Source organism: Mucisphaera sp. (genome assembly GCF_965279675.1).
GTDB lineage: Bacteria > Planctomycetota > Phycisphaerae > Phycisphaerales > Phycisphaeraceae > Mucisphaera.
On record NZ_CBDIIJ010000002.1, the window covers coordinates 1,798,514 to 1,822,522 of the forward strand.

At 63.2% G+C, this 24,009-nt stretch carries 23 protein-coding genes; 9 read left to right on the forward strand and 14 right to left on the reverse strand.

Translation table 11 applies throughout. The annotated features are described in order from the left end of the window. Positions 1–215: 215 nt before the first annotated feature. Entirely contained in the window at positions 216–893 is a 678-nt protein-coding gene (locus ACQZAB_RS07770; RefSeq protein ID WP_428388620.1) for a lamin tail domain-containing protein, read from the reverse strand. A 326-nt stretch (positions 894–1,219) separates the two neighbouring features. Between ACQZAB_RS07770 and ACQZAB_RS07775 the strand changes: the two genes are divergently transcribed. Next, positions 1,220–2,437: an endonuclease/exonuclease/phosphatase family protein gene (locus ACQZAB_RS07775; protein WP_428388622.1), complete on the forward strand. Its 1,218-nt coding sequence runs from the start codon at positions 1,220–1,222 to the stop codon at positions 2,435–2,437. A 344-nt stretch (positions 2,438–2,781) separates the two neighbouring features. Then, a complete protein-coding gene (locus ACQZAB_RS07780; protein ID WP_428388624.1) occupies positions 2,782–3,150 on the forward strand; it encodes a hypothetical protein in 369 nt (122 codons plus the stop codon). A 66-nt stretch (positions 3,151–3,216) separates the two neighbouring features. On the opposite strand, the gene ACQZAB_RS07785 is transcribed toward ACQZAB_RS07780, so the two are convergent. After that, positions 3,217–4,326, reverse strand: a complete 1,110-nt coding sequence (locus ACQZAB_RS07785) for an ATP-binding protein (protein ID WP_428388626.1) — start codon at positions 4,324–4,326, stop codon at positions 3,217–3,219. 57 nt (positions 4,327–4,383) lie between these two features. On the opposite strand from ACQZAB_RS07785, the gene ACQZAB_RS07790 reads away from it, so the two are divergent. Further along, positions 4,384–5,184 (forward strand): ferredoxin--NADP reductase, encoded by an 801-nt coding sequence (locus ACQZAB_RS07790; RefSeq protein WP_428388628.1) that lies wholly within the window; start codon positions 4,384–4,386, stop codon positions 5,182–5,184. 60 nt (positions 5,185–5,244) lie between these two features. Here the strand turns inward: ACQZAB_RS07790 and ACQZAB_RS07795 are convergent, their stop codons facing one another. Both ACQZAB_RS07795 and ACQZAB_RS07800 read right to left on the reverse strand, forming a co-directional pair. Further along, a complete protein-coding gene (locus ACQZAB_RS07795; protein WP_428388630.1) occupies positions 5,245–5,724 on the reverse strand; it encodes a nucleoside deaminase in 480 nt (159 codons plus the stop codon). Further along, entirely contained in the window at positions 5,721–6,725 is a 1,005-nt protein-coding gene (locus ACQZAB_RS07800; RefSeq protein WP_428388632.1) for a ParA family protein, read from the reverse strand. The genes ACQZAB_RS07795 and ACQZAB_RS07800 overlap by 4 nt, the downstream gene beginning before the upstream one ends. A gap of 265 nt (positions 6,726–6,990) precedes the next feature. Here ACQZAB_RS07800 and atpD point away from each other — a divergent pair, with 265 nt between their 5' ends. Beyond that, entirely contained in the window at positions 6,991–8,433 is a 1,443-nt protein-coding gene (gene atpD, locus ACQZAB_RS07805) for a F0F1 ATP synthase subunit beta (protein WP_428388633.1), read from the forward strand. Between the two features lie 193 nt (positions 8,434–8,626). Here the strand turns inward: atpD and ACQZAB_RS07810 are convergent, their stop codons facing one another. Then, positions 8,627–9,205, reverse strand: a complete 579-nt coding sequence (locus ACQZAB_RS07810; RefSeq protein ID WP_428388634.1) for a response regulator — start codon at positions 9,203–9,205, stop codon at positions 8,627–8,629. Positions 9,206–9,462: 257 nt separating this feature from the next. Between ACQZAB_RS07810 and ACQZAB_RS07815 the strand changes: the two genes are divergently transcribed. Beyond that, the gene (locus ACQZAB_RS07815) at positions 9,463–10,641 is read left to right on the forward strand and encodes an MFS transporter (RefSeq protein WP_428388635.1); all 1,179 of its coding nucleotides are present in this window, start codon (positions 9,463–9,465) and stop codon (positions 10,639–10,641) included. A 33-nt stretch (positions 10,642–10,674) separates the two neighbouring features. Here ACQZAB_RS07815 and ACQZAB_RS07820 read toward each other — a convergent pair whose 3' ends face one another. From ACQZAB_RS07820 to ACQZAB_RS07830, 3 genes are all read right to left on the reverse strand, one after another. Then, entirely contained in the window at positions 10,675–11,193 is a 519-nt protein-coding gene (locus ACQZAB_RS07820) for a hypothetical protein (RefSeq protein WP_428388637.1), read from the reverse strand. 185 nt (positions 11,194–11,378) lie between these two features. Continuing rightward, entirely contained in the window at positions 11,379–12,869 is a 1,491-nt protein-coding gene (locus ACQZAB_RS07825; protein WP_428388639.1) for a hypothetical protein, read from the reverse strand. 40 nt (positions 12,870–12,909) lie between these two features. Continuing rightward, positions 12,910–14,052: a glycosyltransferase family 4 protein gene (locus ACQZAB_RS07830; RefSeq protein WP_428388641.1), complete on the reverse strand. Its 1,143-nt coding sequence runs from the start codon at positions 14,050–14,052 to the stop codon at positions 12,910–12,912. A 71-nt stretch (positions 14,053–14,123) separates the two neighbouring features. Between ACQZAB_RS07830 and ACQZAB_RS07835 the strand changes: the two genes are divergently transcribed. The 3 genes from ACQZAB_RS07835 to ACQZAB_RS07845 are packed head-to-tail and all read left to right on the forward strand — an operon-like array spanning position 14,124 to position 17,542. Continuing rightward, positions 14,124–15,683 carry a S8 family serine peptidase gene (locus tag ACQZAB_RS07835; protein WP_428388643.1) on the forward strand — a complete coding sequence of 520 codons (1,560 nt, stop codon included), beginning with the start codon at positions 14,124–14,126 and terminating at the stop codon, positions 15,681–15,683. Between the two features lie 44 nt (positions 15,684–15,727). Further along, positions 15,728–16,648, forward strand: a complete 921-nt coding sequence (locus tag ACQZAB_RS07840) for a D-hexose-6-phosphate mutarotase (RefSeq protein WP_428388644.1) — start codon at positions 15,728–15,730, stop codon at positions 16,646–16,648. A gap of 36 nt (positions 16,649–16,684) precedes the next feature. Further along, positions 16,685–17,542, forward strand: a complete 858-nt coding sequence (locus tag ACQZAB_RS07845) for a Cof-type HAD-IIB family hydrolase (RefSeq protein ID WP_428388646.1) — start codon at positions 16,685–16,687, stop codon at positions 17,540–17,542. Between the two features lie 13 nt (positions 17,543–17,555). Here the strand turns inward: ACQZAB_RS07845 and ACQZAB_RS07850 are convergent, their stop codons facing one another. Together ACQZAB_RS07850 and ACQZAB_RS07855 are read right to left on the reverse strand one after the other, a co-directional pair. Next, positions 17,556–18,035, reverse strand: a complete 480-nt coding sequence (locus ACQZAB_RS07850; protein ID WP_428388648.1) for a type II secretion system protein — start codon at positions 18,033–18,035, stop codon at positions 17,556–17,558. Between the two features lie 95 nt (positions 18,036–18,130). After that, a complete protein-coding gene (locus ACQZAB_RS07855; RefSeq protein ID WP_428388651.1) occupies positions 18,131–19,057 on the reverse strand; it encodes an aminotransferase class IV in 927 nt (308 codons plus the stop codon). A gap of 114 nt (positions 19,058–19,171) precedes the next feature. Here ACQZAB_RS07855 and ACQZAB_RS07860 point away from each other — a divergent pair, with 114 nt between their 5' ends. After that, on the forward strand, positions 19,172–20,224 hold the full coding sequence (locus tag ACQZAB_RS07860) for a DUF1611 domain-containing protein (RefSeq protein ID WP_428388653.1): 1,053 nt from the start codon (positions 19,172–19,174) through the stop codon (positions 20,222–20,224). A gap of 13 nt (positions 20,225–20,237) precedes the next feature. On the opposite strand, the gene ACQZAB_RS07865 is transcribed toward ACQZAB_RS07860, so the two are convergent. From ACQZAB_RS07865 to ACQZAB_RS07880, 4 genes are read right to left on the reverse strand one after another with little or no spacing between them, the layout of a single operon-like run. Next, on the reverse strand, positions 20,238–20,630 hold the full coding sequence (locus ACQZAB_RS07865) for a hypothetical protein (protein ID WP_428388656.1): 393 nt from the start codon (positions 20,628–20,630) through the stop codon (positions 20,238–20,240). Positions 20,631–20,632: 2 nt separating this feature from the next. After that, complete coding sequence (locus ACQZAB_RS07870) at positions 20,633–20,923, reverse strand: DUF1294 domain-containing protein (protein ID WP_428388658.1); 291 nt, start codon at positions 20,921–20,923, stop codon at positions 20,633–20,635. 40 nt (positions 20,924–20,963) lie between these two features. After that, positions 20,964–22,094, reverse strand: a complete 1,131-nt coding sequence (nagZ, locus tag ACQZAB_RS07875) for a beta-N-acetylhexosaminidase (protein WP_428388660.1) — start codon at positions 22,092–22,094, stop codon at positions 20,964–20,966. 50 nt (positions 22,095–22,144) lie between these two features. Continuing rightward, positions 22,145–23,905, reverse strand: a complete 1,761-nt coding sequence (locus ACQZAB_RS07880; protein WP_428388661.1) for a TolC family protein — start codon at positions 23,903–23,905, stop codon at positions 22,145–22,147. Positions 23,906–24,009: the final 104 nt, after the last annotated feature.

The window sequence follows — 24,009 nt, forward strand, 5'->3', positions numbered from 1 at the left end:
TGCGGGGTGGGGGTCGGACCGATCAGGTTTCTTCCCTGCCACGCGAGCACGGCTTGGCGGTGAGGGAACTCACCTAGTTTAGCCGTTGGCATCCGTGCTGTTCGCGGCGGCGTCCATCGCCGGGCAAAAGAAGGGCGAGCCTTTCGAGGCTCACCCTTCAGAATAGCAAGTTGTCTTCACAAGATTAAAATCTTGCGGTGGTTTGCTTAGCTTGTTCAGGCTGAGCGGCGGGCCAGGGCGAGCACGCCGAGGCCGAGCAGAGCGGCCGAAGCCGGCTCGGGGATGACGAACTCGTGGGTGCCGGGGGTGGTCAGTTCGAGGAGCAGAACCTTCTCAGCGGCGTCGTCGAAGTTGGCATCTTCGAGGCCATTCACGCCGGCGTGGAACCACTCGGAGATATCGAAGTTGCCGTTGTTGCCGGAGATGGCGGTCGGCAGGCGGAAGGCGTAGCTGTCGGTGTATTCCCAGGCTTCGCCGGTGCCGTCGGTATCGATCTGGCCGTGGATGTCGACGATGACGCCATCGAGGTTGAGGATGTAGCGGTCGTCGCCATTGCTGAAGAAGGCGGGGGTGTAGAGGTCGGCGGCGAAGCCGTAGGTGTCTTCGAAGACGCCCTGGCCGCCGTTGCTCGACGACTGGATGACGAAGGACTGGCCGGCGAAGATGGTGACGCCGGTGAGGTCGACATCGATGTCGAGGTCGGTGTTGGCATTGGACTGGTTGATGATGCCGCCGGAGGCGAAGGTGATGTCGGTGGAACCGGTGTTCGTGATTTCAACGAACTTGGGGTTGCCGCCGCCACGGGTGCCGTCGACGACTTCGGAGATTATCAGGCCAGCGGAAGCGGTGCTGGTCATGGCCAGGGCGGCTGCAAGGGTCAGTGCGGTGCGCATTTTCTCAATCCTCCAGTGTGCAAAAGGTCAAAACAGGCGAGGGTGTCCGTGGTGATCGACGCTACGTTGCGTGTCTCGGTGGGTTGGACGGATGTCTAGCGGGTCGACAGACCCCGCATGCGACGGCAAGAAGATACCGCGCTGAGCCTTGCTCATCCAGTGTGTCTTCTGAGATTTCGTGTTAGGAAATCGTGAGCGGGCGGTAGATGATGTTCTCTGCAGCAGATGCCGTAGGTGCGGTAGGCTTATGTGGGGCGACCGAGCAGGGCTGGCTGTTTGCGTACCAGCGTGTCAGGAAGTCTGTTAAAGCAGGAGCGACAGTGAACATGGGTGATTTCCGCGTAACTCGGCTTGGGGTGACGATCGTCGTTTTTGGCCTGCTGGCGGGGTTTTTGGGTTTAGTGGGGGGGTGTGCGTCGATTCACGAAGCGGGCAGCGAGAAGCCGGTGGTGATCCGGGTGGCGTCGTTTAATACGTCGCTGAGCCGGACGCCTGAGGGGAAGATGCTGGCTGATTTTGAGACGGGGCATGATCCTGCGGCGCGGCGGACGGCGGAGATTCTGCAGCGGCTGCGGCCGGATGTGGTGCTCATGAATGAGTTCGACTGGGATGCGGAAGGGCGTGGCGTTGAGTTGTTCAAGGATCTGTACCTGGGTGTGAGTCAGTCGGAGCAGACGCCGATCGACTATCCGTTCGTGTACCAGCCGGATGTGAACACCGGTCACCTTATGGATGTGGACGTGAATGGGGATGGTCGGGTGGCGTTGCCGGCGGATGCGCAAGGGTTCGGACTGTTCCCGGGGCACTTCGGGTTTGTGGTGTTGTCGCGTTATCCGATCGTGAAGGATGAGATCCGGCGTTTTCAGACGCTGCTCTGGCGCGACATGCCGGGGGCGTTGCTGCCGGACGATGAGGAGACCACCGAGCCGGGGGATTACTACCGGGGGGAGGTGCTTGATCGGCTCCGGTTGTCTTCGAAGAATCATGTGGATGTGCCGGTGGAGGTGGTGGGTCGGCGGGTTCATGTGCTGGCGAGCCATCCGACGCCGCCTGTGTTTGACGGGCCGGAAGACCGGAACGGCCGGCGGAACCACGACGAGATCCGGCTGTGGGCTGATTACCTGGATGGGGCGGATTACTTGATTGATGATGCGGGTGTCGCAGGAGGGCTGGCGGAAGGGGCTCACTTTGTGATCGTGGGCGATCTCAATGCCGATCCGTTTGACGGGGATTCGATTCGGGGTGCGCCGCAGCAGTTGCTGGAGCATCCGCGGGTCAATGGTGCGGTGCGGCCTGCGAGTCGTGGGGGCGTGGCGGACGCTGAGGCGGAGGGCGGGGCGAACCTGACGCATGGCGGCGACCCGTCGCTGGACACCGCGGACTTCGGCGGTCCGGGGAATCTGCGGGTGGATTACGTGCTGCCTTCGACGACGCTTGGCGTGGTGCGTTCGGGTGTGGTCTGGCCGGTGGCGGGCGACCCGCTGGCCGATCTGGTGGAGACCTCGGATCACCGGGCGGTGTGGGTGGATGTGGTGGTGGAGTGAGCGGCGTCTTTTTGTTTTTGTTTTATCTTTAGAAATATATTGACACCGCCGATGGGTTAGGTATCTTTCGCCTTCCTACTTAGCGAAGGGCTGAGTTATGTCTTCCATGTTGACCCGACAACTTGATGGCTGTGACACACCGATGGGTGTGGGCGGCGGATGGGTCATCTGGAAGGATGGCTCGCGCGGCTGAGTGTTCTGCTCGTCGGTTTCGCTTCCCCGTCCATTTAATCTGTGTTTCAGCGTTTGTGTGCTGTCTGATGCATCATTGGCTCACGCCGTGTGGTGTATCGGGTGGCGTTCTTTTGCCGTGGATACCCCAGCAAAGAAAGGGGACGATTGTGATGGACTTTGAGATACAGGAACTTGAATACCAAGAGGCTGAGGTCGCGAAGCTACTTGCACCCGAGGATATTGCGCCTCATCAGTATGTAGCGATCAGCAGGCTGATCGAGTCGCTGCAGCCTGAAGAGTGGGCGGAGATTGAGCGTTTTGAGCTTGACGAGGTCAGGCCGCACAAGATCAGCGTGCTGCCTCGTAACTCCGGTCAGCCGTTTCGGGTGAGCCGGGTGGCGCTGCCTTACGTGCTGGTGCGCGACCACGATGGGCGTGCGCACGTGTTTGACCTCCGACGGATACAGCTGTCGCTGCTGCCTGATGGCTTCGGCAAGGCGGCGTTTCTGGCGCTCGGTGAGAAGAAGCGGAGTTCGTGATGGTGTGCTTAGAGGCACCCGGCCGGTGAGAGCCGGTCGGGTGTTTTTGCGTTGTGGTGTTTGGATTCAGTTGAGGGTGGCTCGTTCGAGGGTGGCGACGAGGTGGTCGCAGGCGAGAGAGAGGTTGACGTTGGAGCGGACGAGGCCCTGCCAGTGATCGACGGCGTCGATGGTGGTGAGAGGACCGGCGAGGGTTTGCTCGGCGGCGATGGGGTCGTCGGGATCGAGGTTTGGGGCGTGGGTGGCGAGGGCTCGGCGCGCGCGGCCGGACAGGAGGGAGGCCATCAGGCCGAGGCCGAGTCGGTTGGCGGCTTCCTTGGAAGCGCCGGCGTGTTTGTCGACCCAGGCGGCGGCGAAGCCGTCGATGGCCTGATGGATCTCGGCACCGAGTTCGGGCTGGGGGCTGCCCTGGTCGATGGCATCGAGGTGTGGGGTGAGGGTGTTGATCCAGTGGTGGAGTTCGAAATCGATGGCGATCCGGGCGCGGCCGAGGCTGCCATCGGCGAGCGAGGCGAGCTGCTGACGGGTCGGGCTCGGGAGATTGGGCGCGTGCTGCTCGAGGTAGTCCTCGACCGCCTGCTCGGGCAAGGGGATAAAAGGGATGCGCTGGCAGCGGCTGCGGATGGTCGGCAGGAGCTGATCCTCGGAGCTCGTCACGAGGATGATCATGGTGCCGTCGGGGGGTTCTTCGAGGGTCTTGAGCAGGGTGTTCTGGCCGGTAGGGTTGAGCAGTTCGGCCTCATCGACGATGAAGGCTTTGCGCTGGCCGAGCTGGGCGGCTTTGTGGGCGGGCTCGATGAGGGTGTCGCGGAGGATTTCGGCAGGGATCTGGGTGAGTTTGCGGTTTCTGACCTGGCTGTCCTTGTGGTAGCGGGCCAGTTCCTTGGCGATGACGTGGAGGTCGGGGTGGTTGAGGGAGAGGGTGCCCTCATCGTCGTGGGAGAGCCCGGCGGCGTTGAGGATGTCGTCGCCTAGGGCTTTGCAGCTGTTGCAGTCGCCACAGGCTTGGCCGTCTTGGGGGTCGTGACAGAGGAAGGCTCCGGCGAAGGCGAGGGCGCAGGTCATTTTCCCGACGCCCTGGGGCCCGTGGAAGATGTAGGCGTGGTGGAGGCGGTCGGCCTGGAGCTGGCGTTGGAGGAGTTCGGTGGCTTTGGGTTGGCCGATGAGTTTCTGCATGGCGATTCGTCGTCTTGAGCCGCGAGCAAGAGAGTGTTTGGTCTGTAAACTGTCCGTATGACTGAGGACAACCCTTATAACGCACACCTGCTCGAGCGCGTCGATTTTAACGATGAGTTGGCGGCCTTTCGGGTGGCGTATGACGACGACGTGGCGATTGATTTCGAGCCCGGACAGTTCGCGACGCTGGGGGTGATCGACCCGGATGCGAAGCCGAACCCGAAGCGCAAGGGGCCGAAGTTGATCCGGCGGGCCTATTCGATTGCTTCGGCGCCGAAGGTTGGGGATCACCTGGAGTTCTTCATTGTTCGGGTGGATGAGGGCAAGCTGACGCCCAAGCTCTGGGAGTTGAAGGCGGGCGACCCGCTATTCATGGACCCGAAGATCAAGGGTCACTTCACGCTGGATGGCGTGCCCGATGGCAAGGACCTGGTGATGGTCGGGACCGGCACAGGGCTGGCGCCTTACTTATCGATGATGGATCAGTATCGGGGCACGGGGCGCTGGCGGAAGATCGTCATCATCCACGGCACGCGGCTCGCGGCGGACCTCGGGTACCGGGCCGAGCTTGAGAAGGTCGCGGCAGAGGATGATTCGGTGGTGTACCTGCCGATCTGCACCCGGGAGCCGGATACGTCGAACTGGTCGGGCCTGCGCGGCCGGGTGCACGTGATTCTCGAGCCTGAGATGTACAAAGAATTGACGGGGGTCGAGCTCTCGCCTGAGCAGACGCACGTGTTTCTCTGCGGCAACCCGGCGATGATCGATCAGTGTCAGGAGAACCTCGAAGCCCGCGGCTGGGTCACCAAAGGCCGTGAGCACCCGGACGGCAACCTGCACTTCGAACGCTACTGGTAACCCCCCCCGCACTTCCCGCTGTATTCGCTTTGACTGGCGGTTGCCTGACGAAAGGGGCTATCAGTAGGGCTGGCCGCCTTGGTCTTGCCATTTCTGGAAGAGGGCGACGGCTTCGTCTCTGAGGCAGCCGGCTTCGACTCTGACGGGTGACCCGCCCAGCCGGGCCATGTCGTGGTTGCTGATCGCGAGTTCGTTGAATCCGAAGCGGTCGGCATCGGCGATGGATGCGCCGTAGACGATCCGGTCGATCCGGGCCCAGTGGATGGCGGTGAAGCACATGGGGCAGGGTTCGGTGGTCGAGTAGATGGTTGCGCCTTCGAGGTGGATCGCCTGGCTGTGCCCGCAGGCGTCGCGGATGGCGCAGACCTCGGCGTGGGAGGTGGGGTCGTGGCGGAGGCGGACGTGGTTGTGGGTTTCGACCAGGATCTCGTCGCCTCGGGTGATGACGGCTCCGAAGGGGGACTGGCCCTTCTCAACGCCCCGGGCACAGGCGGCGAGGGCGCGGCGCATCATGGCCTGATCGTGATCCGAAAAACTCACGACGGGACATCCCCAGCGGTTTGGCTAGCGGGTTCTGAGGCGGTCTGCGCCGGGCTGCCGTGGCGGATGACGGACTCGGCGAGTTTGGCGTAATCGATGGCTCCGGGGCAGTTGGCTGCGTAGTCGAAGATGCTCTGGCCGAAGCTGGGGGACTCAGCGAGTTTGATATTCCGACGGACTGGCGGCTGGTAGACAACGGCCTGGGCCCAGGGTGCGGGGGTGTTGCGGGATTCGAGGAGGAAGCTCTCGACATCGGCGGTGACTTCGGAGGCGAGGATGGTCTGGCCCTCGTGCATGCAGAGGATGACGCCAGCGACTTTGAGCGTCGGGTTGATGCCTTCGCTGACGAGCTGGACGGTTTCGAGCAGCTTGCCGAGGCCCTGCAGGGCGAGGAAGTGGGCCTGCATCGGGACGATCACCTCGCGGGCGAGCGTGAGGGCATTGACGGTGAGCAGGCCGAGGCTGGGAGGGCAGTCGATGAGGACGTAGTCGAACTGGTCGGCGACGGCGCTGACCTTGTCGCGGAGGATGGTCTGGGCATTGCCTGAAGAGACGCGTTCGGCGAGTTCGGATTCGACGCCGGCGAGGTTGACGTCGGCGGGGAGGATGCCGCGGTTGGGGTCGAGCTCGATGACGGTTTCTGCGGCGGTGACGTTGTCTTCGATGAGCAGGTCGTAGATGGTTTTTTCGAGGGTGTCTGGGTCGACGCCGTTGTAGAGCGTGAGGTGGGCCTGTGGGTCGAGGTCGACCATAAGCACGCGTTGGCCGGCGCGGGCCAGGGCGTGACCCAGATTCATGGTGGTGGTGGTTTTGCCGACCCCGCCTTTCTGGTTGATGAAGGTGATGACCCGGGTCTGCCGGCCGTCACTGGAGGGGGGCTCGGGAGGGGGCGTGCTTGCCTGGGTGACAGGGTCGCCGGTTGTCTGTTCCTGATCCGCGGCCACTGATTCGGGTGGGATGGTGTCGGTGGTGGTTTCGGTTGGGGCTGGTGAGTCGGTCATCTTGACGCCTCCCTGCGTCGGGGAACCGCGATCGGGCGGTGGCTTGATGGTCTGGATCATCCGGACCGGTTGCGAGTATATCGGCGTTCACTGGTCTCGCGGCCGCTGAGTCGGTCTGCGGTAGTGAGGAATCGGGTCTACTGGCGGGCTGTTCGGCTGGCAAAGGCGTGGGGAGCCCGCTAATCTACCGATCCTTTGCCTCGGTCAACGGGGCCCATTGACACCTTCTGTGAACGCAGTCCACGCGCCCGTTCAGGAGCCCAGCATGCCCGCCACCGGCACGATCAGCCAGGTCATCGGATCGACCTTCGACGCCAAGTTCCCCGAGGATCAGCTTCCCGACATCTACAACGCTGTTGAAGTTCACTTCAAGCTCGGCGAGCAGGACGTGAAGCTCGTCGGTGAGGTTCAGCAGCACCTGGGCGGCGGCCAGGTCCGCGCCGTGGCCCTCGGTTCGACGGATGGGCTGTCTCGCGGGATGGAAATTACCGACACCGGGGCCTCGGTCTCGGTGCCTGTTGGTTCCGAGGTGCTCGGCAGGGTGTTCAACCTGCTGGGCGAGCCGATCGACAACGCAGGCCCGGTCGAGGCTCAGAAGCGTCGTCCGATCCACGCGGATCCGCCCGAGTTCACCGAGCTGAACCCGAAGACCGAAATCCTGGAGACGGGCATCAAGGTCGTCGATCTGCTCTGTCCGTTTGTTCGTGGCGGCAAGATCGGCCTGTTCGGCGGGGCGGGTGTCGGCAAGACCGTCATCATTCAGGAAATGATCGCCCGTATCGCGCGTGAGCACGACGGCTACTCCGTGTTCGCTGGCGTCGGTGAGCGAACCCGTGAGGGCAACGACCTCTGGCGGGAAATGGACGAGGCGACCTTCACCGATGCTCAGGGCAACACCATGCGTGTGCTCGACCGGGTGGCGATGGTCTTTGGCCAGATGAACGAGCCGCCCGGTGCTCGTCTGCGTGTGGCGCTGTCCGGCCTGACGATGTGCGAGGAGTTCCGCGACTCGTCGGGTAAGGAAACGCTGCTGTTCGTCGACAACGTGTTCCGCTTCACGCAGGCTGGCTCGGAAGTGTCGGCGCTGCTTGGCCGTATGCCTTCGGCCGTGGGTTATCAGCCGACGCTATCGACGGAGATGGGCGATCTTCAGGAGCGCATCACCTCGACCGAGCGTGGCGCGATTACCTCGGTGCAGGCCATCTACGTGCCCGCGGACGACCTGACCGACCCGGCCCCTGCGACGACGTTTGCTCACCTTGATGCGTTCGTCGTGCTCGAGCGGTCGATCGCTGAGAAGGGCATCTACCCCGCGGTGGACCCGCTGACCTCGACCTCCCGGATCCTCGACCCGAACATCATCGGCGAGGAGCACTACCAGGTGGCCCGCCAGGTGCAGACGATCCTTCAGCGGTACAAGTCGCTGCAGGACATCATCGCGATCCTCGGCGTCGATGAGCTGGCCGAAGAGGACAAGATCACCGTGGCCCGTGCCCGGAAGATCGAGCGTTTCCTCTCGCAGCCGTTCTTTGTCGCTGAGCAGTTCACCGGCTTCCCGGGCATCTACACCTCGCTGGCCGAGACGATCGATTCGTTCCGCAGGATCTGCGCCGGCGAGGCGGATGATCTGCCGGAAGGGGCGTTCATGTACGTCGGCACGCTGGATGATGCGAAGGCGAAGGCTGAGAAGATGGCGGAGACGGTGTAAGAGCCGGTTTCAAATTAAGACTTCTAGCAAGCCCTTCATGGTTCTCCATGGAGGGCTTGTTCGTTATAGAGTTATTGAGAACACAATGCAGTTGCAGCCAATTCCTGACCTTCTGCTCATAGCTCCATAAACAACAAGCCACCCTCGCGGGTGGCCTGTGTCCTCAACCTTCTCTTTTCGGTGGGGTGCCTGGTCAGTAGACCAGAGCGGTGGCTTCTTCGACGATGTCGATGATCTGCTTCACGTGGAAGGGCTTGCGGAGGAAGCCGTCGAAGCCGGCGGCGGTCAGGGCGCCGGCCTGGCCTTCGGTGAGTTTGCCGCTGACGGCGATCACCTTGCTCATCGAGAGGTCGGGGTTCTCGCGGACGAGCTTGAGGACGTCTTCGCCCGAGACGTCGCCCAGGTGAAGATCGATGAGAATGACGTGGGGGCGGAACTTCTCGCACTCGACGCCGGCCGAGAAGCCGGAGTTGGCGATGCCGACCTCGTAGCCGGCCTGCTCGCGGAGCATCTTGGTCAGGACGTCGAGCGTCTCCGAGCCCTGGTCGACGAGCAGGACCCGGGTCTTGCCGGACTGGAGCCCGTCGAGGGGGATCTGGTGCTGTTTCATGAACTTGACCAGCGACGCCAGGGGGATGCGACGGTCCTTCGAGCCCGGGATCCGATAACCCTTGAGCTGTCCGGAATCGAACCACTTGCTGACGGTCCTCGGTGCGACGTTGCAGATCTTGGCGACCTCGCCCGTGGTCAGAATGTCTTTTTGTTTTGCCATGTCTCGGCCTTTCTCCGGGAAACTCCCTGCCGCCCGACGACATGCCTTGCGACACCCTTTCCATCGGAACGCGCAACGTGCGGATTAAGCGGGTTGGCACCAAAAAAGCGGGTTGTAACTCGCAGGTGCACCAGAACCGGGTCCGATCATCGCAACGGTCGTGAGGGATCGGTGCTGTCTGCGGGTTTGAGGGGTCCGGGAGAGGGGTTGATGGCTGGGAGCTTCTGATAGACGCGAGTCGCTAGACTGCGTGGTCTTTGAAGTTATCCCCGCTCCAAACTCACTATCTACTGGCCTACGCGGTGCTTGGCATCATCCAGCCGTACGCCCCGCTGGTGCTGGAAGATGCCGGTCTGACGGATGCTCAGATCGGGTCGGTGATCGCGTTGTTCGGGATCGCGGTTTTTATCACTCCGCCATTGCTGGGGGCGCTGGCCGATCTGCACCTGCAGCCCAGGCGGCTGATCGCGTGCATCTTCATCGTGATGGCGGTGGGGCTGTGCTTCTTCGGGATGGCTCAGGGATATACCGCGGCGGCGATCGGTTATGCGGTGCTGGCCTTGTGCATCAATCCGACGTTTCCGGTGTCGGACGCGCTGCACTTTCGGATGCAGCAGGAACGGCCTGCGGGCGAGCCAGAAACGCCCTTTCACAAGATCCGTGTCTGGGGGGCCTATGGGTTTATTCTTCCGGCGATCCCGCTGGCGATTCTGCTGCCGGATGATGGCATCGGCCCGCGGCTGGCAATGGCCTTCGGAGCGGTCGTGAGTCTGCTGACGATTCTCAACACGAGACGCCTGCCGGCGGTCAGACACGAGCCGTCCAAGCGCTCACTGGCGAATTTCCCGACGTGGACCGCGGCCAAGCGGTTGTTCAAGCCGGACGCTCGCTGGTTCTGCCTGTCGGTCCTGCTGTTCTCGAGTGCTTTGTCGGCGTACTACGGCTTCTACCCGCTGCACCTTCGGGACCTGGGGATTGAGGATCGGTACGTCGCGTTGATCGCTTCGTTTGGGGTGCTCGCGGAGATCGGTTGCACGCTGATCTTCGGGACTCTGATGGCCAAGATCGGGCTGCGGAACATCCTGATCCTCGGTGCGGCGTCGCTTTGTGCCAGACTGCTCTTGCTCTATCTGGTGCAGACGCCCGAGGCGGCGATCATCTCGCAGGTGTTTCACGGCCCGGCGATGCTGCTGCTGGTGATCGGTACGCCGATCTACCTCAATCAGTTGGCGTCGGACAGCGACCGGACCTCGATTCAGGGCGTGTTCGCCCCGCTGGTTTTCGGGATGGGGCGGACGTTCGGCCCGCTGGTCGCCGGCTTTATCGCAGGGGAGCAGCTCGGCACCGTCTTCGGTGTCGGGGCGTGTCTCACGGCTTTCGCGGTGGTTACGCTGGCACTTGGCTTCCGTGAGCCCGAGCGTAGCGACAGCGCTTAGGAATCCCAGCTTTCTTCGTTGTTGTACGGGGGGTCAGCCGGCCAGGCGTTTGGCCTGGTCGACGAGTTCGCCGCTGACCTCGGGCATGGGGAAGTATTGCCGGAGGAAGAGCTGGAGCTGTTTGGACTCGGCGATGCGGGTGTAGACGTCGCGATCGATCCGGCGTGCGGCGAAGGTGACGGCCCGGGCCAGCCGGCTCCGGGAAGCGGCCATGAGCAGTTGTCCGTCCGGTTCGAAGCGGATGGGCAGGATCTCGAACTGCCAGGCCTGTCGGCGATTGATGAGCTTGAGTGCCTCGGTGTCGATTTCGACCTCGTTGAGATCGAGCGTGCCCGAGAAGCGGTGGTACTGCTCGATCCAGGCCGACTCGACGCTATCGAGGGTCACATCGAACATGCGCTCGGCGAGGACCCCAAAAGGGAGGTGTTGTTTCTTCTGGGCCTGCGTGATCTCGAAGACCTGATGCTCACTCAAAACGCCTCGTTCGACAAGGATTTCGCCGATGCGGACGCCTCGACGGGGCGGGATGGAGCTGTCTTGCTCAAAACTCATGGCAGGTCCTCTCAAAGGCGGCATCCAACGACAGGCCGCTTGCGAGTCTCTGCATCGACGAAATCTCGGACCCACCTAACTCCGGCAAGGGGGTTAATCCATCTGTTCACGCATGCGACGCTAGCGCAGTGGCACAGCCTTCCCGGCTTATCCAGACGTCAGGATGGGCATAAGTCTGCGAGTCGTTACGGTCGGGCCGAGAGGATATCGATCTGTTCGGGGGTGATGATGTTGATGCCGAGGTCGGCATCCCGCTGGACTTCACCGACGATGCCGACGAGTGCCGAGATGGCTCTGCGATCCGACACGGTCCGTGTGACCAGATACCCGAGCGTGCGCCGGGTGGTCGGGTCCATCAGCCGGAGCAGAGAGGGGCGGCCCTGTTCGCCGTTGTAGAGCGAGGACTGCAAGAGCACCCCTACGAAGGCGTAGTCTTCGATCTGGGCCGGGTTGAGCGTGGTGGCGGTGGGTTCGCTCGGTATGGCAGCGGTCGGGCTGCTGGTCTCAGCGGTTTCGGGTACGACCACCGGCGCGGGCTCGGGTTCTGCGATGACGGGGATCTCAGCGGCTTCGGCTTCGAGCTCGGCCCTGAGCTGGCGGTTGCGTTCGAGAGCGATCAGACGGATCTCGACGATCTGCTGGTCCTGGGCGCTGAGGTCCTCGTTCTCCCGGAGGCTGGTGTACGTCGCGATCATCTCCTCGATGGGCATCTCGGTCAGCGGGAGGCTGAACTTGGGACGCAATTCGGCCTCGACGGCGGCGAGGGTCACGGCTTCGGGCTCGGTCGGCACGCGCGTCACGGCGTCCTTACCGATGGCTGGCCAGACAGCGCCCTCGGTGTCGGCCGTGGCCTGCGTGCTGATGTCGGTGTTGGGCTCGGGCTCGACGACGGTAGCGGCTCGCGTCGCCTCTGCTTCAACGGGCTCCGCAGCGTCGGCCGCTGTGGTTTGTCCCCGGGCGGGTTCAGCGTTCACCGTTTGGGCTGTGGTTTCGGCTGGAACGGGGATCAGCGGACGACGGGCGGGCGCGGCCTGCTGTTCGATGACAGGCGTCGGTTCGGGCTCCGCGATGATAAGCGGTTGCGAATCTTCGGCGGCGACTTGCACCGGTTCTTCGGCGGTTTCCTGGGCGGGGGTGATCGGATCCAGTTCGGCAGCGGCACGTTCGCCCGGGCTGGCCAGCCGCACGGCATCGCGGGCGACGAACACCCGGGCCGAGTCGGGCGGCAGGATCTTGTAGAAGCTGCCTTCCTCGGCCACAATCGACACCTCGTCGCCTGGGTCGAGCGTCGTCTGCGACTTGTAGCTCCAGCCGGTGCCCCGGAGGCTTGCGGCCCGCACGGGTGCGCGCTCGTCGATGACTACGCCGGTGCTGCCGTCGCCTTCGACCCTGACGAAAGCTTTAGAGATGTAGCTGAAGACGCCTTCGGGAGCGCTGATCTTGTACCAGCCGAGCAGGGCTTCGTGGACTTCGACAAAGTCGCCTCGCTCGGAAGCACCGACGGTGTAGTAGGCCTTGCCGGGACCGGCTCGGAGTTCGGCGTTCTCCGGGACCACAACGCCGATAAAGGGCAGATCGACTTCCTCCGCTGCCTGTGCCTGGACCATGCTGGTCAGTCCAGCGGTCACGAGCAGGGCGGTGATCCAGAGGGCAAAGGTCTTGATGGGCTGATGCATGGCAAGTCTCCTGGCGGTGATAGCGCCTGACCTGCCTATCTTAATGCCTTTGCGCTTCGATCATGCTCCGGTAGAGCCGAATTGTGTCCTCAATCTGCCTGGGCAGGGTCAGGTGCTCCCGGACGTGGGCTGCTGCCCGCTGGCCGATGGCTCGAAGGCCATCCGGATCGCCGAGCATCTCCAGACCGGCCATCAGGAAGGCTTCCCGCTCGATCTTGCAGGATTGGCCGGTCTGGCCTTCGATGATGTGTTCCTCCCAGCCGGCGGTACGTGTTCGGAGCACCGCACAGCCGATCGCCATGGCCTCGGTCGTGACGTAAGAGAAGCCCTCGAGGAAGGAGGGGATCACCACCAGGTCAGCGGCTCGGTAAACAGGTGTCGGGTCGCCGTACTCACGAACCAGCACACGCTCGGTCAGCCCGCGATTTCGGATCGCTCGGCGGACCTCTTCTTCCCGCGGGCCCTCGCCTTGCATCACGAAGATGGCGTGAGGGGCGATCTCGCGGCTGAGGTCGGCCAGATCGATCACCCAGGCCTCGTTCTTGGGATCGTCGAACCGGCCGACGAAGCCGACGACGGGCGTGTGATCGCCCAGCTTGAGGGTCGCACGCGCGGCCTGCCGTTCGGGTTCCCCTGCCTGCTGGTAGTGCTGGGTGTCGATGCCGTGTGGGATCAGCTCGATCCGATCCTCATCGATGCTGGTTTCTTCGAGCAACCAGTCGCGCGCTTGTGAGGATGGCACGTGGGTGCGGTCGCCCCAGTCGCTGAGCATATTCGCCGTGCGGCTCAGCGGGATACCGGTCAGGTGCAGGGTATAGAGCAGCGGGACCTTCCACCGCTTCGCCAGCCAGCGTCCGACGAGGGATGAGCGTCGATAGTGGGCGTGGATGACATCAATAGGCGGTCGGTCGTCGAAGCCCGCTGACCTGAGGCCGCGGGCGATGGTGTGCTGGGCGCGCCAGAGCCCGATCGGTCCTGCCTTGAGCGGGGCCTCGACCCAGGGCCAGCTGACAGTCTCGAACAGTTCGTGCCAGGCACCGACCTCGCCGGCGATCACCGGCTTGTGGCCTTTGCGAACCAGCTCGCCGCAGAGGACGTGTAGATAGCGGCTGATGCCCCCTGCATCAGAACCGGAGGTCAGGTGCAGCACACGAAGCGAGCGATCGGATGAGTCATCTGCCAAGTGATCGATCCTGCACACACGGCGAGCCGCGGGACAAGTCCCGATGTGAATGTCCCGATAGCATCGTCGGCATGATCCGCGTTTTGCGGCCACTCATGACGGTTTTTCTGGTCCTACTGGTGGTAGGGGTGGTCAGCCTGCGCCTTGATCCGCTATCGGCTCGGGCCCAGCAGGGGGATCAGCGTCTCGATGGCCGGCTCCGGCCTCAGCCCCCCGGGCAGCAGGAACGCCAGGCGGTGGAGCAGACGCTGCGGATCCCTGCCTTTCCCCGGCTCACCACGGTGCGTGCGATCGGTCTCGATACCGCCAGGGCCAGGCTCGGAAGGCAGATGCCCCGCGGCCACCGGGTGATCGCCGGGCACGTGGAGGGCAGCGCCACCGCCTACATGCCCGATGTCGAGGCCCCCTTTTTCCGGCAGATCACTTTCGTCCCGCGGACCGGTCCCTCGACCAAGTTCGATCATGCGACAGCCACCGCGCGCATTATCTATGGTAGGGGGGGGCTGGCTCCGGGCATCCGCACGGTGCACGCCTTCAGCTCGCTCGAATGGATTGGCGACGACTACCTCCGGACCAGCACCGAGCTGCCGCCTCTTGAAGACGATCCGATCCGCGTCTTCAGCCATTCCTGGATCACGGATGAGACCCGTGGCATCGAGCAGGTGCTGCGTCGGGTGGACTATCAAATCGATACCCGTGATGTCGTCATGGCCGTGGGCGTCAACAACGGCGAGGAGTCACAGATTCCTGCGGCCCTTGCCTCGGCCTACAACGTGATCGCCGTCGGTTCGATCAATGGCCGCAGCTCCCGGGGCACGACCCGGCTCGATGGTGTTGGCCGCTCGAAGCCGGACATCGTCGCGCCGGGCGGGATGACCTCGTTCACCACACCCGCGGTCGCCGCAGCGGCGGCGATGCTGATCGAAGCCGGCGAGGTGCTCGATGAGCACGCCGACCTGGCTCAGCGATCCGAAGTCATCAAAGCCATCCTCATGGCTGGCGCGACCAAGCCGGATAGCTGGGAGCAGCGAGCCGGCCGCCCGCTCGCTGACCAGATGGGCGCCGGTCTGCTGAACATCGATAACGCCCTCAAAATCCTGCAGTCCGGTGCGATGGCACTGCCAGACCATCCGGCTGTCGATTTGTCTGAGGCGGCCGAAGCTGAGGTAGAAGAAGCCAGGATCGTCCGGCGATTCGGCTGGGCGGTTGATTCGCTGGAACGCCATCAGTCCAGGCGGATCACACTGAAAGCCAATCGATTGCTCGGTCCGATCTCGATCATGCTGGTCTGGAACCGGCAGATACGAGGTGAGGTCGTGGGCCCGCCTTTTTCGACGCGTCCGGTCTGGCTGCCACGACCGCTTCTCTCGGATGTGGACATCAAGCTCCTGGCGCTCCCCGATGAGGAAGCCGGCCCTGAAGCAGCCGCCACGGTCTACGCAGAGTCCAGCTCACGCGTGGACAACGTCGAGCACCTCTACATCGAAGCCCTGCCGCCCGGCGAGTACGAGTTGGTGATCACGCGGCATCCGTTCCCGTTGACCTACGAGCCGGCTGAGCAGGAGGTGGCCCTGGCCTGGCGGATCGAACTGCCGAGCGATCAGCCCGCCGTCTCCGAAGCCGCAGACTGAGGCAGCAAGGCCCGCTGAGCTTCGACGCTCTACACTTGCTGTCTATGACACTCGAAGAATCCACCGTAATGACCTACGACCAGCGACTCGCCGATGCCCGCGAGCGCTTCTCGCTGCCCGGGCTATCGTTCGAGGCCGGTCCTGACGGCGTGCCCTTTGCCCACCTGAGCAACAGTCATGGACGTGCGAGCATCGCCTTCCACGGCGCGACAATCCTTGGCTACCAGCCGGCCAACGAGGCCGCGGTACTGTACCTCTCCGAAGACGCCGTCTTTCAGGAGGGCAAAGCGATCCGTGGCGGGGTGCCGATCTGTTTTCCCTGGTTCGGCCCACACGCTCAGGACGCCTCGGCACCGGCACACGGGCTGGTGCGCACCCGCTGCTGGGATCTCATCGAAGCGGGTTCCTCCAACGGCGCTCTTTTTATACGTTTCGGTATACGGGTCGGAGCGCTCGAAGCCACGTTCGAGATGACGCTGGGTCCGCGGCTGGGCATGGTGCTGACGGTTCACCACGCCGAGGCCGCAGGCGACCCAGAGCGTTTCGAGTCGGCATTGCATGCCTATTTTGCGGTCTCCGACATCCAGGAGATCTCGATCACCGGTCTGGAGCAGACCGACTATCTGGACAAGCTCCAGCAGGGCGAACGGTTCTGCCAGGGGGACGATCCGATCCGCTTCGCCGGGGAAGTTGATCGTGTGTATATCGATACCTCTGCGGCCTGCCTGCTCCACGATCCGGCACTCGATCGGACCGTGATTGTCGAGAAAGACGGATCGCGCTCGACCGTCGTCTGGAATCCCTGGATCGACAAAGCGGCCTCGCTAGGCGACCTGCCCGATGACGCCTGGGAACGCTTCGTCTGTATCGAGTCTGGCAACCTGGTCGACAACGCCGTGACCCTCCGGCCGGGTGAGCACCACCGGATGTCCTGTGCGATCTATGTCCAGCGATCTGAAAGCTGACCAAACGATCCGCCCCGAATGGCGTAGGCTTTGGACATGAAGTACCGCCTCATCGGACTCGACCTCGATGGCACCCTGCTCCGGGAGGACTCGACGGTATCCCCCCGGGTGGCCGCTGCCATCGATGCCGCTCAGCAGGCCGGCGCAACCGTGGTGCCCGTGACCGGTCGCACCTGGCGTGAGGCCAGACGTGTCCTCAAAGACACCCCACAACTCGATCTCGGCATCTTCCTCACAGGTGCCCACACCGCCCGGCTGTCCGATGGCCACACGCACGATGCACGTGAGATCCCGCGTGACCTGCTCGAGCAGGTGCTCGGCCTGCTCTGGGACCTGCCTCAGGCCCTGCTTGTTTTTCGCGATCCCGATGTCGCCGGCTACGAGTACATGATCACGGGTGGCGGCGAGATCCAGCCCGAGACCTACTGGTGGTTCGAGCACAACGGCACGCCCTGGCAGGAGGTGCGCGAACTCGAAGACAACCACCACGACAGCGCACTGCGCCTGAGTGTCGTTGGTTTCCGGGAATCGATCGAGGCTTCCTATCAGCGGGTCATCGACGAACTCGGCGACGCTGTCGAAACCCACCACTTCGAGACGATCCCCGCGCCCGATGGGGTGCACATGTACCACCTGCTCGAAGTGTTTCCCGCTGGCGTGACCAAGTGGACGGCGCTGGAACGACTGGCCCAGGAACAGGCCTTGAGCAGGGAGCAGATCGCGGTGGTTGGCGACCAGGTCAACGACCTGCCGATGCTCCGCGAGGCAGGTCTATCCGTCGCGATGGGCAACGCTCAGGCAGCGGTCAAGGATGTGGCCAATCGTGTCACGGCAAGCAATCAGGAGGATGGCGTCGCGGTCGCGATCGAGAACATGCTCGAAGGCAAGTGGTGACTTTTTCCGCTGACTAGGGCGTGATCTGCCGGAGCGACGTCACCGAGGTATTGTTGACCCGATTGTAGAGATCGATCGTTGCCTGCTCGGTCGCCTGCTCCGGCACGCGAGCCCGGAAGGCGCCGTTGAGTGCGTTGTACCAGTAGATCCCGCCCCAGGATTCAGGGATGCCTTCTTCGGGCACGCCCTTGGCGATGGTGTGCCACTTGTCTGAATTGTTCGAGGCATCGACACCGACTGCATCGGCCAGCGAATCGCCGATGGGGCTGTCGACCGAGCCGACGAACCATTCGTCCTGAATCGTTGGCGGGAACGCGCCATGCTCGGCGTGATACACGGCGATTCGGCCGGAAATGGCTCGTACATTGGCCGCCGATGCCGCGACCTTGGCCTCGGTGGCGGCGTCCGAGAACTGCGGGATCACCACCGCCGCGAGAATTCCCAGAATCACGACCACAATCAGGATCTCAACGAGTGTGAATGCGTGCTTCATCGATAGGCCTTTCTTGCTACAGGCCAGATCGGAAAGAGACCGGTACAGATTAACTCGAAACCGCCAGTTCTAACACGACGCACGTTGCAGGAAGTTCAACCGGGTGTATCGACCGTGCAGACTGGCGCTTCCATGCCACAGGTCTGTGCGATTCTGGCCATGAGCGCCTCGTGTAACCGCAAGGAGACCTCGCCGATGGTGCCCGAACCGACGTCCCGGCCGTCGATCTGGAGGATCGGCGTTACATGGGTCGTCGTCCCTGCCAGGAAGGCTTCATCGGCACCCGCCAAGTCGGCCAACCGGTACTCGCTTTCGTGGACCTCGATCCCCAGTTCTCGCGCAAGATCGATCAGTACCTGGCGGGTGATGCCGTTGAGAATCCGACCATTGTCCGGATGAGTGTAGAGCACGCCATCCTTCACGATGAACAGATTGGCCGAGGTCGCCTCGGTGATCACCCCCTCGCGGTGCATGATGGCCGCTCCGTAACCGGCTTCCCGAGCTCGGTTGTAGGCCAGATTGTTCGGCAGCAGCATCGTCGACTTGATCCAGCAGTTGGCCCAGCGCTCGTCGGTGGTGACCATGGCCGTGGTGGTGGGCGGAGCCGCCGCGGGATCGATCGCACCAACCGGATACGCCATCGCGAAGACGGTTACCTGGTCGTCCTGCTTGAACAGGAAGGACCGCGGCTGAGAGATGCCCCGCGTGATCTGCCAGTAGATCAGCGCCTCGGTCAGGTCGTGAACCTTGAGCAGCTCCTGAGAGACCTCACGCAGCTTGGCGCACTCGGCATGGCTCTTGTCATCGGCGATGCCAATGCCACGCAGGCTGTTGTGCATCCGCTCAAGGTGTTCATCCAGCGCGAACGGATGCCCGTTGTAAACCCGAACCACCTCGTAAACGCCCTCACCGAAGAGGGTCGATCGTTCTTCCAGCGGCAGCTGTGCCTCCTGCCGAGGAAGGTAGCGGCCATTGAGGTAGACGGTCGGTTCGGTATCGAGTGTCAGGGCTTCCTGAACCATGGTTCTTGCTTTCCTCACGCCGAGGAGCCCGGCGGGGCAGTCGTGCAGGCTCACTAGAACATCCATAATATTAGGGATCGTCCCCCCGATCGACCCAACGAAGGATGTTCATTCATGAGCGTGGTCCCCCCACCCAGCCGGATCGTGGTCCTCACCGAGGGTCATTCCAGCGTTTTCTATGCAAAAACCGCCTATAGCGTCATCCGCTACCGCCGGAAAGAGGTCATGGCCCTGCTCGATTCGACCCAAGCCGGCAAGACCTCAGGCGAGCTTCTGGGCGTTGGCGGCGACCTTCCAGTCATCGCAGGGCTCACCGAAGTCCCCGAAGCCGACACCCTGGTCATCGGGATCGGCGTCCATGGCGGGAAGTTCCCCGAGACCATGAGGCGGCACGTTCTCGAAGCCGCCGAACGGGGTATGACCATCATCTCCGGCATGCACGACTTCCTCTCGGACGACCCCGACATCGCCGCCGCCGCCGAGCACTCCGGGGCCCGGCTCTGGGACGTCCGCAAGAACCACGAGCACGACGTCGCCGAAGGCAAGGGCCTCGACGAGACCTGCTACCGGATGCTGACCGTCGGCCAGGACTGCTCGGTCGGCAAGATGATCGTCTCTATCGAGATCGCCAACGAGCTCAAGAAGCGAGGCGAAGACGCCAAGTTCGTCGCGACCGGCCAGACCGGCATCATGGTCGAAGGCGATGGCACCCCCATCGACACCGTCGTCGCCGACTTCATCAACGGGGCCGCAGAGAAACTCGTCCTGCGCAACCAGCACCACGACATCCTCTGCGTCGAGGGCCAGGGCTCGATCCTCCACCCCAGCTACTCGTCGGTCACCCTCGGCCTGCTCCACGGCTGCCGGCCCGACGGGCTCATCCTCTGCTACGAGGCCGGCCGCCAAACCATCAAGGGCCTCGATCACCTCACCCTCAAAGACCTCAAGACCTACCGCCGACTCTACGAAGACCTCGCGACCGAACTGCACCCCTGCACGGTCATCGGCGTCGGCATGAACAGCCGCCAACTCAACGACGATCAGGTCGCCGACGAACGCAAGCGGGTCGAAGACGAACTCCAATTACCGGTTTGTGATGTTGTCCGCGACGGGCCCGGCGTTCTCGTCGATAGCGTGCTCGAACACAAGGCGGCCGTAGGCAAGTAGAACAGCTCAGACGTTACTCAGCGGGTGGCGGAGCGACCAACCGCCGCTGCAGATCATTCAATAACGTCGGATCGAGTTCGTGCGTCCGCTGGAGCCAAAGCCGGGTGGTTTCCACATCCGCGTCTTCCCGCTCCGCAGCCGCCAGCGCGCTTCGCGCCGCCGCTGATCGGATGTCCGCTTCAATGGTCCCCGTCTCCCCGGCTTCGACCAGCGACATCAGCTGTTCGTAAGCCGCCTCGTACTCACCCTGATTCATCAGATTCTGGATGATCCTGTTGTACTCCGTGCGCGCCGATCGCTCGCCCGCGTTGATGCTCCAGACGCCAATCGCCACCGCGATCAGCACGATCACCAGAAGGAGCTTGCCCTTCTGGCTAGATCCGGATGTTGCTCTTTCGTCGCTCATCCTCAGGCACTCCCAAAACGCAGATACAACCAGCCGCCGATCAGTCCGACGTGAAGCAGAATAATCACCCAGGACACGAACTGAAACGATCGCTTCTGCGATTTGTGCCGAAACCAGCGACGAGCCAGAAACCCGCCGGGGTACCCGCCCAGAAGCTCGATCAGGTGCAGCCGCCCCTCAGGCGTCCGCTGCTTTTGCCTGATCGCCGAACGCTTGTCGCTGGCATACATCACGATGGCCAGGAGGCTCATGACGGCCAGCAGCACGATGTAAACCTGCAACTCGATCGGCATAGTGGATGTCGGCCTGAGTAGGGGGTGGGGGGGAGGGGGGTCAGGTCGGCTTGACGATCGAGGCCATGATCTCGGTCGGGTCGATCCCCGCCTCGAGCGCCGCCGCTTCGGCACGCCGCTTGATCTCATCGACAACAGCCATGTGCTCGTCGCTGGCCAGACACGAGAGGTCGGGCTTCTCTTCCGCCGGACGCACAAAACGCTCACAGAGCCGATCGAGCCGCTGATTGGCCTGCCGGACCCGGTCCTCGGACAACGCGCCCGATTCGACTGCTTTCACCAGCGCATCAATAGCCCCATTCGCCAGTTCATTCGTGTGGCAGCACAAGGCAAAGTCCACACCCGCTGTGATCGTCCGCACCGCAGCCTCGGGAACCGGGAAGTGATTGGCGATCGCCTTCATCTCCAGGTCATCGGTGATGACCACGCCGTCGTAGCCGATTCGCTCCCGGAGCAGCCCGGTCTGCACCTTCGGGCTCATGGTGCCAGGCGTCTCCGGGTCGAGTGCTTCGAAGATAATGTGAGCCGTCATCATCGAGGCGATGCCGGCTTTCACCGCCGCCACGAACGGGGGTAGCTCCACGGCATCCAGCCTCGCCATGTCGTGAGCTAACGTCGGCAGCGTCAGGTGTGAATCCTGATGTGTGTCGCCATGCCCCGGGAAGTGCTTCCCACAGGAGGCCACCCCGGCCGACTCGATGCCCTGCGCCACCGCCACGCCGAGTCTCGAAACCAGGTCCGCCTCGCGCCCCAGCGACCGGGTGGCAATAATCGGATTGTCCGGGTTCGAGTCCACGTCCAGATCGGGCGCAAAATCGAGATCGAAACCAACCGCTCGGCACTCGGCACCAAGCACCGCACCGGTTCGTCTGGCCAACTCCTCATCGCCGATCGAACCCAGCGCCCGCATCGGCGGGACATCCGTGAATCCCTCGCGTAGCCGCTGCACCCGCCCGCCCTCCTGATCCACCGCCACGATCAGCGGCCGACCGTTCGCGCGGCGCTTCAGCTCGTTCGTCAGCTCGGCGACCTCCGCAGGTGTCCCGACGTTCCGGGCAAACAGCACCACCCCGCCAACCCCGCGGTCGATCAGCTCCAGCACCTCGGCTGAAGGCGACTTGCCCGGAAACCCCACGCACATCAAGCGAGCCACGGATGCCTCAAGCGTCATAACGATCTCCCTGATGTCCCATCAATCGCGTCTTAATGCAGAAGAATCGATTAATCCTCGGCCACGATCGAGATGCTGTTGCGCTCCAGCAGCGTGCCGGTGACTTCATAAAGCTGAGCGATGGCCGTGGCGTAATCGGCCAGTGCCTGCGCCTCCTGGATCTCGGCATCAGCGAGGCGCTGCTGGGTTGCCAGTTTCTGATCCAGCAGGAACTCCGGCGTCAACGCGACCCCGGCATCTTCCTGTTCCTCGATGGCCCGCAAGCTGTCCGCGGTCGCACGCCGAGCCGCCTTGGTCGATCCGATCAACTCGTAGGCATTGATGACCGAACGCATCGCGTTCTTCACATCCAGAATCACATCCTGCACCGTGCGCTCGTAAGCCGCCGCCGCCGCACGCCGTTCGAGACGCCGCTGTTCAAGCACGGCTTCGGCCGACCGATTGCCGATCGGCTGCTCAAAGGCCACGCCGACGTTCCAGTCGATGTAGTTGCCCTCAATGCTGTTGCTCGCCGCATCACCAACCGAATCGACGCTCACGCCGTTGAAAGCAACGCCCGTCGTCAGGTCCAGCGCTGGCAGCCGGAGGTTGTCGGCCAGCCGCATCCGCAGCGAGGCGTCCTTGATGTCGTACAAAGAAATCGCCACCTCGGGCCGACGCTGAATCGCCGTGCCCACTGCATCCAGCAGCGAATACCGGATCGCCTGATCGGGCGGACGATCCGTGGTCAGCACGAGGGTTTCACCGGCGATCGGCAGATCGTTGTCACCCAGCAGCCGCTTCAGCGTGTCCGACTGCTGCCGGACCACCTGACGGGCACGAATCACCTCCGCACGCCGAAGCTCGACAAAGCTGTTGGCCTCGGTGATGCGCACCGGGCTGACATCAAACTCCTGCCGCTTGATCAGCCGATTGCGGTCCTCTTCGGTCCGCTGCAGCAGCCGAAGCTGGATCAGCAGCGTCTGCTCGGCCACCCCGAGATTCCAGTAGGCCTGTTCCACCGACAACGCCAGCGCCAGCAGGTTTTGCCTGAGCGTCTGCTGACTGACCGCCTCGGCATGACGTGAGATCTGGATTTGCGTCAGGTTGACATCACGCCCAAAGCCGCGGAGCAGCGGCTGCGTGATCGTCGCGGAGATGTCGTGATCAAAGAACGAGGTCGTGCCGGAAAACTGATCCTCGGTGTACGTGAAAGACGTCGCGACCTGAGCCGACCCTCCGGAGATCAGGTTCTTCCGGATCCCCACCTGACCGCTGACCGAATCAGACACCACGTCCACCCCACTACCGAAGCCTCCGCCACTGCCACGAGGCCCCGGCGTGTTCGTCCGGAAGTACCCCAGATCCGCAAACAGCGTCGCATCGAACGCCGCCTCGGCCTGCACCCGCTGAGCCCGAGCAATCCCGGGGCCGAACCTCGCGACCTGCAAGTCCACGTTGTTCCGCACCGCCGTCTCGATCGCCTGCCGTAGCGTCATCCGTACCCGAGGCCCATCGAGCACCCCCTGCAGATCGGGCCCCAACTCCAGCGGGTCGTTCGCGTAAGCAGCCACCCCCGACATCTCGTCGAGTTCTTCCAACCGCTCGTCCGTCATCTCCGCCGTGACATCGGAGTCCTCCCGGCTCACCTGCGTGACCGGTGCGGTCACCATCGCCTCGAGCTCGGCCCGATGGCTGTTTAGGATGGCATCGCGAAGAGCGATCTCGGGATCGTGGTCAAGGGGGCTCTGACAGCCGGAGAGAAGGCCTGAGAGCACCAGCCCTGCCGCCAGAAGCCGCCGGGTCGGGAAAAAACGGTGCGTGGCTGTCATAGTCGTGCGAATATAGGCAGGCTCAGAAGGGGGGTCAAAGCAGCGAACCTGCTTCTCACGCATCCTGCTCCAAAGGGCTGGCCTTAAAAGGGTTGCCGGTCTAC

Bases quoted from the DNA above. Each gene is read 5' to 3' on its own strand.
- ACQZAB_RS07770 (WP_428388620.1), bottom strand. From the start codon at position 893: ATGCGCACCGCACTGACCCTTGCAGCCGCCCTGGCCATGACCAGCACC.
- atpD (WP_428388633.1), top strand. From the start codon at position 6,991: ATGCCCGCCACCGGCACGATCAGCCAGGTCATCGGATCGACCTTCGAC.
- ACQZAB_RS07810 (WP_428388634.1), bottom strand. From the start codon at position 9,205: ATGGCAAAACAAAAAGACATTCTGACCACGGGCGAGGTCGCCAAGATC.
- nagZ (WP_428388660.1), bottom strand. From the start codon at position 22,094: ATGACGCTTGAGGCATCCGTGGCTCGCTTGATGTGCGTGGGGTTTCCG.
- ACQZAB_RS07825 (WP_428388639.1), bottom strand. From the start codon at position 12,869: ATGCATCAGCCCATCAAGACCTTTGCCCTCTGGATCACCGCCCTGCTC.
- ACQZAB_RS07850 (WP_428388648.1), bottom strand. From the start codon at position 18,035: ATGAAGCACGCATTCACACTCGTTGAGATCCTGATTGTGGTCGTGATT.
- ACQZAB_RS07880 (WP_428388661.1), bottom strand. From the start codon at position 23,905: ATGACAGCCACGCACCGTTTTTTCCCGACCCGGCGGCTTCTGGCGGCA.
- ACQZAB_RS07800 (WP_428388632.1), bottom strand. From the start codon at position 6,725: ATGACCGACTCACCAGCCCCAACCGAAACCACCACCGACACCATCCCA.
- ACQZAB_RS07865 (WP_428388656.1), bottom strand. From the start codon at position 20,630: ATGAGCGACGAAAGAGCAACATCCGGATCTAGCCAGAAGGGCAAGCTC.
- ACQZAB_RS07855 (WP_428388651.1), bottom strand. From the start codon at position 19,057: ATGGTTCAGGAAGCCCTGACACTCGATACCGAACCGACCGTCTACCTC.
- ACQZAB_RS07870 (WP_428388658.1), bottom strand. From the start codon at position 20,923: ATGCCGATCGAGTTGCAGGTTTACATCGTGCTGCTGGCCGTCATGAGC.
- ACQZAB_RS07790 (WP_428388628.1), top strand. From the start codon at position 4,384: ATGACTGAGGACAACCCTTATAACGCACACCTGCTCGAGCGCGTCGAT.
- ACQZAB_RS07840 (WP_428388644.1), top strand. From the start codon at position 15,728: ATGACACTCGAAGAATCCACCGTAATGACCTACGACCAGCGACTCGCC.
- ACQZAB_RS07820 (WP_428388637.1), bottom strand. From the start codon at position 11,193: ATGAGTTTTGAGCAAGACAGCTCCATCCCGCCCCGTCGAGGCGTCCGC.
- ACQZAB_RS07835 (WP_428388643.1), top strand. From the start codon at position 14,124: ATGATCCGCGTTTTGCGGCCACTCATGACGGTTTTTCTGGTCCTACTG.
- ACQZAB_RS07860 (WP_428388653.1), top strand. From the start codon at position 19,172: ATGAGCGTGGTCCCCCCACCCAGCCGGATCGTGGTCCTCACCGAGGGT.
- ACQZAB_RS07780 (WP_428388624.1), top strand. From the start codon at position 2,782: ATGGACTTTGAGATACAGGAACTTGAATACCAAGAGGCTGAGGTCGCG.
- ACQZAB_RS07785 (WP_428388626.1), bottom strand. From the start codon at position 4,326: ATGCAGAAACTCATCGGCCAACCCAAAGCCACCGAACTCCTCCAACGC.
- ACQZAB_RS07845 (WP_428388646.1), top strand. From the start codon at position 16,685: ATGAAGTACCGCCTCATCGGACTCGACCTCGATGGCACCCTGCTCCGG.
- ACQZAB_RS07775 (WP_428388622.1), top strand. From the start codon at position 1,220: ATGGGTGATTTCCGCGTAACTCGGCTTGGGGTGACGATCGTCGTTTTT.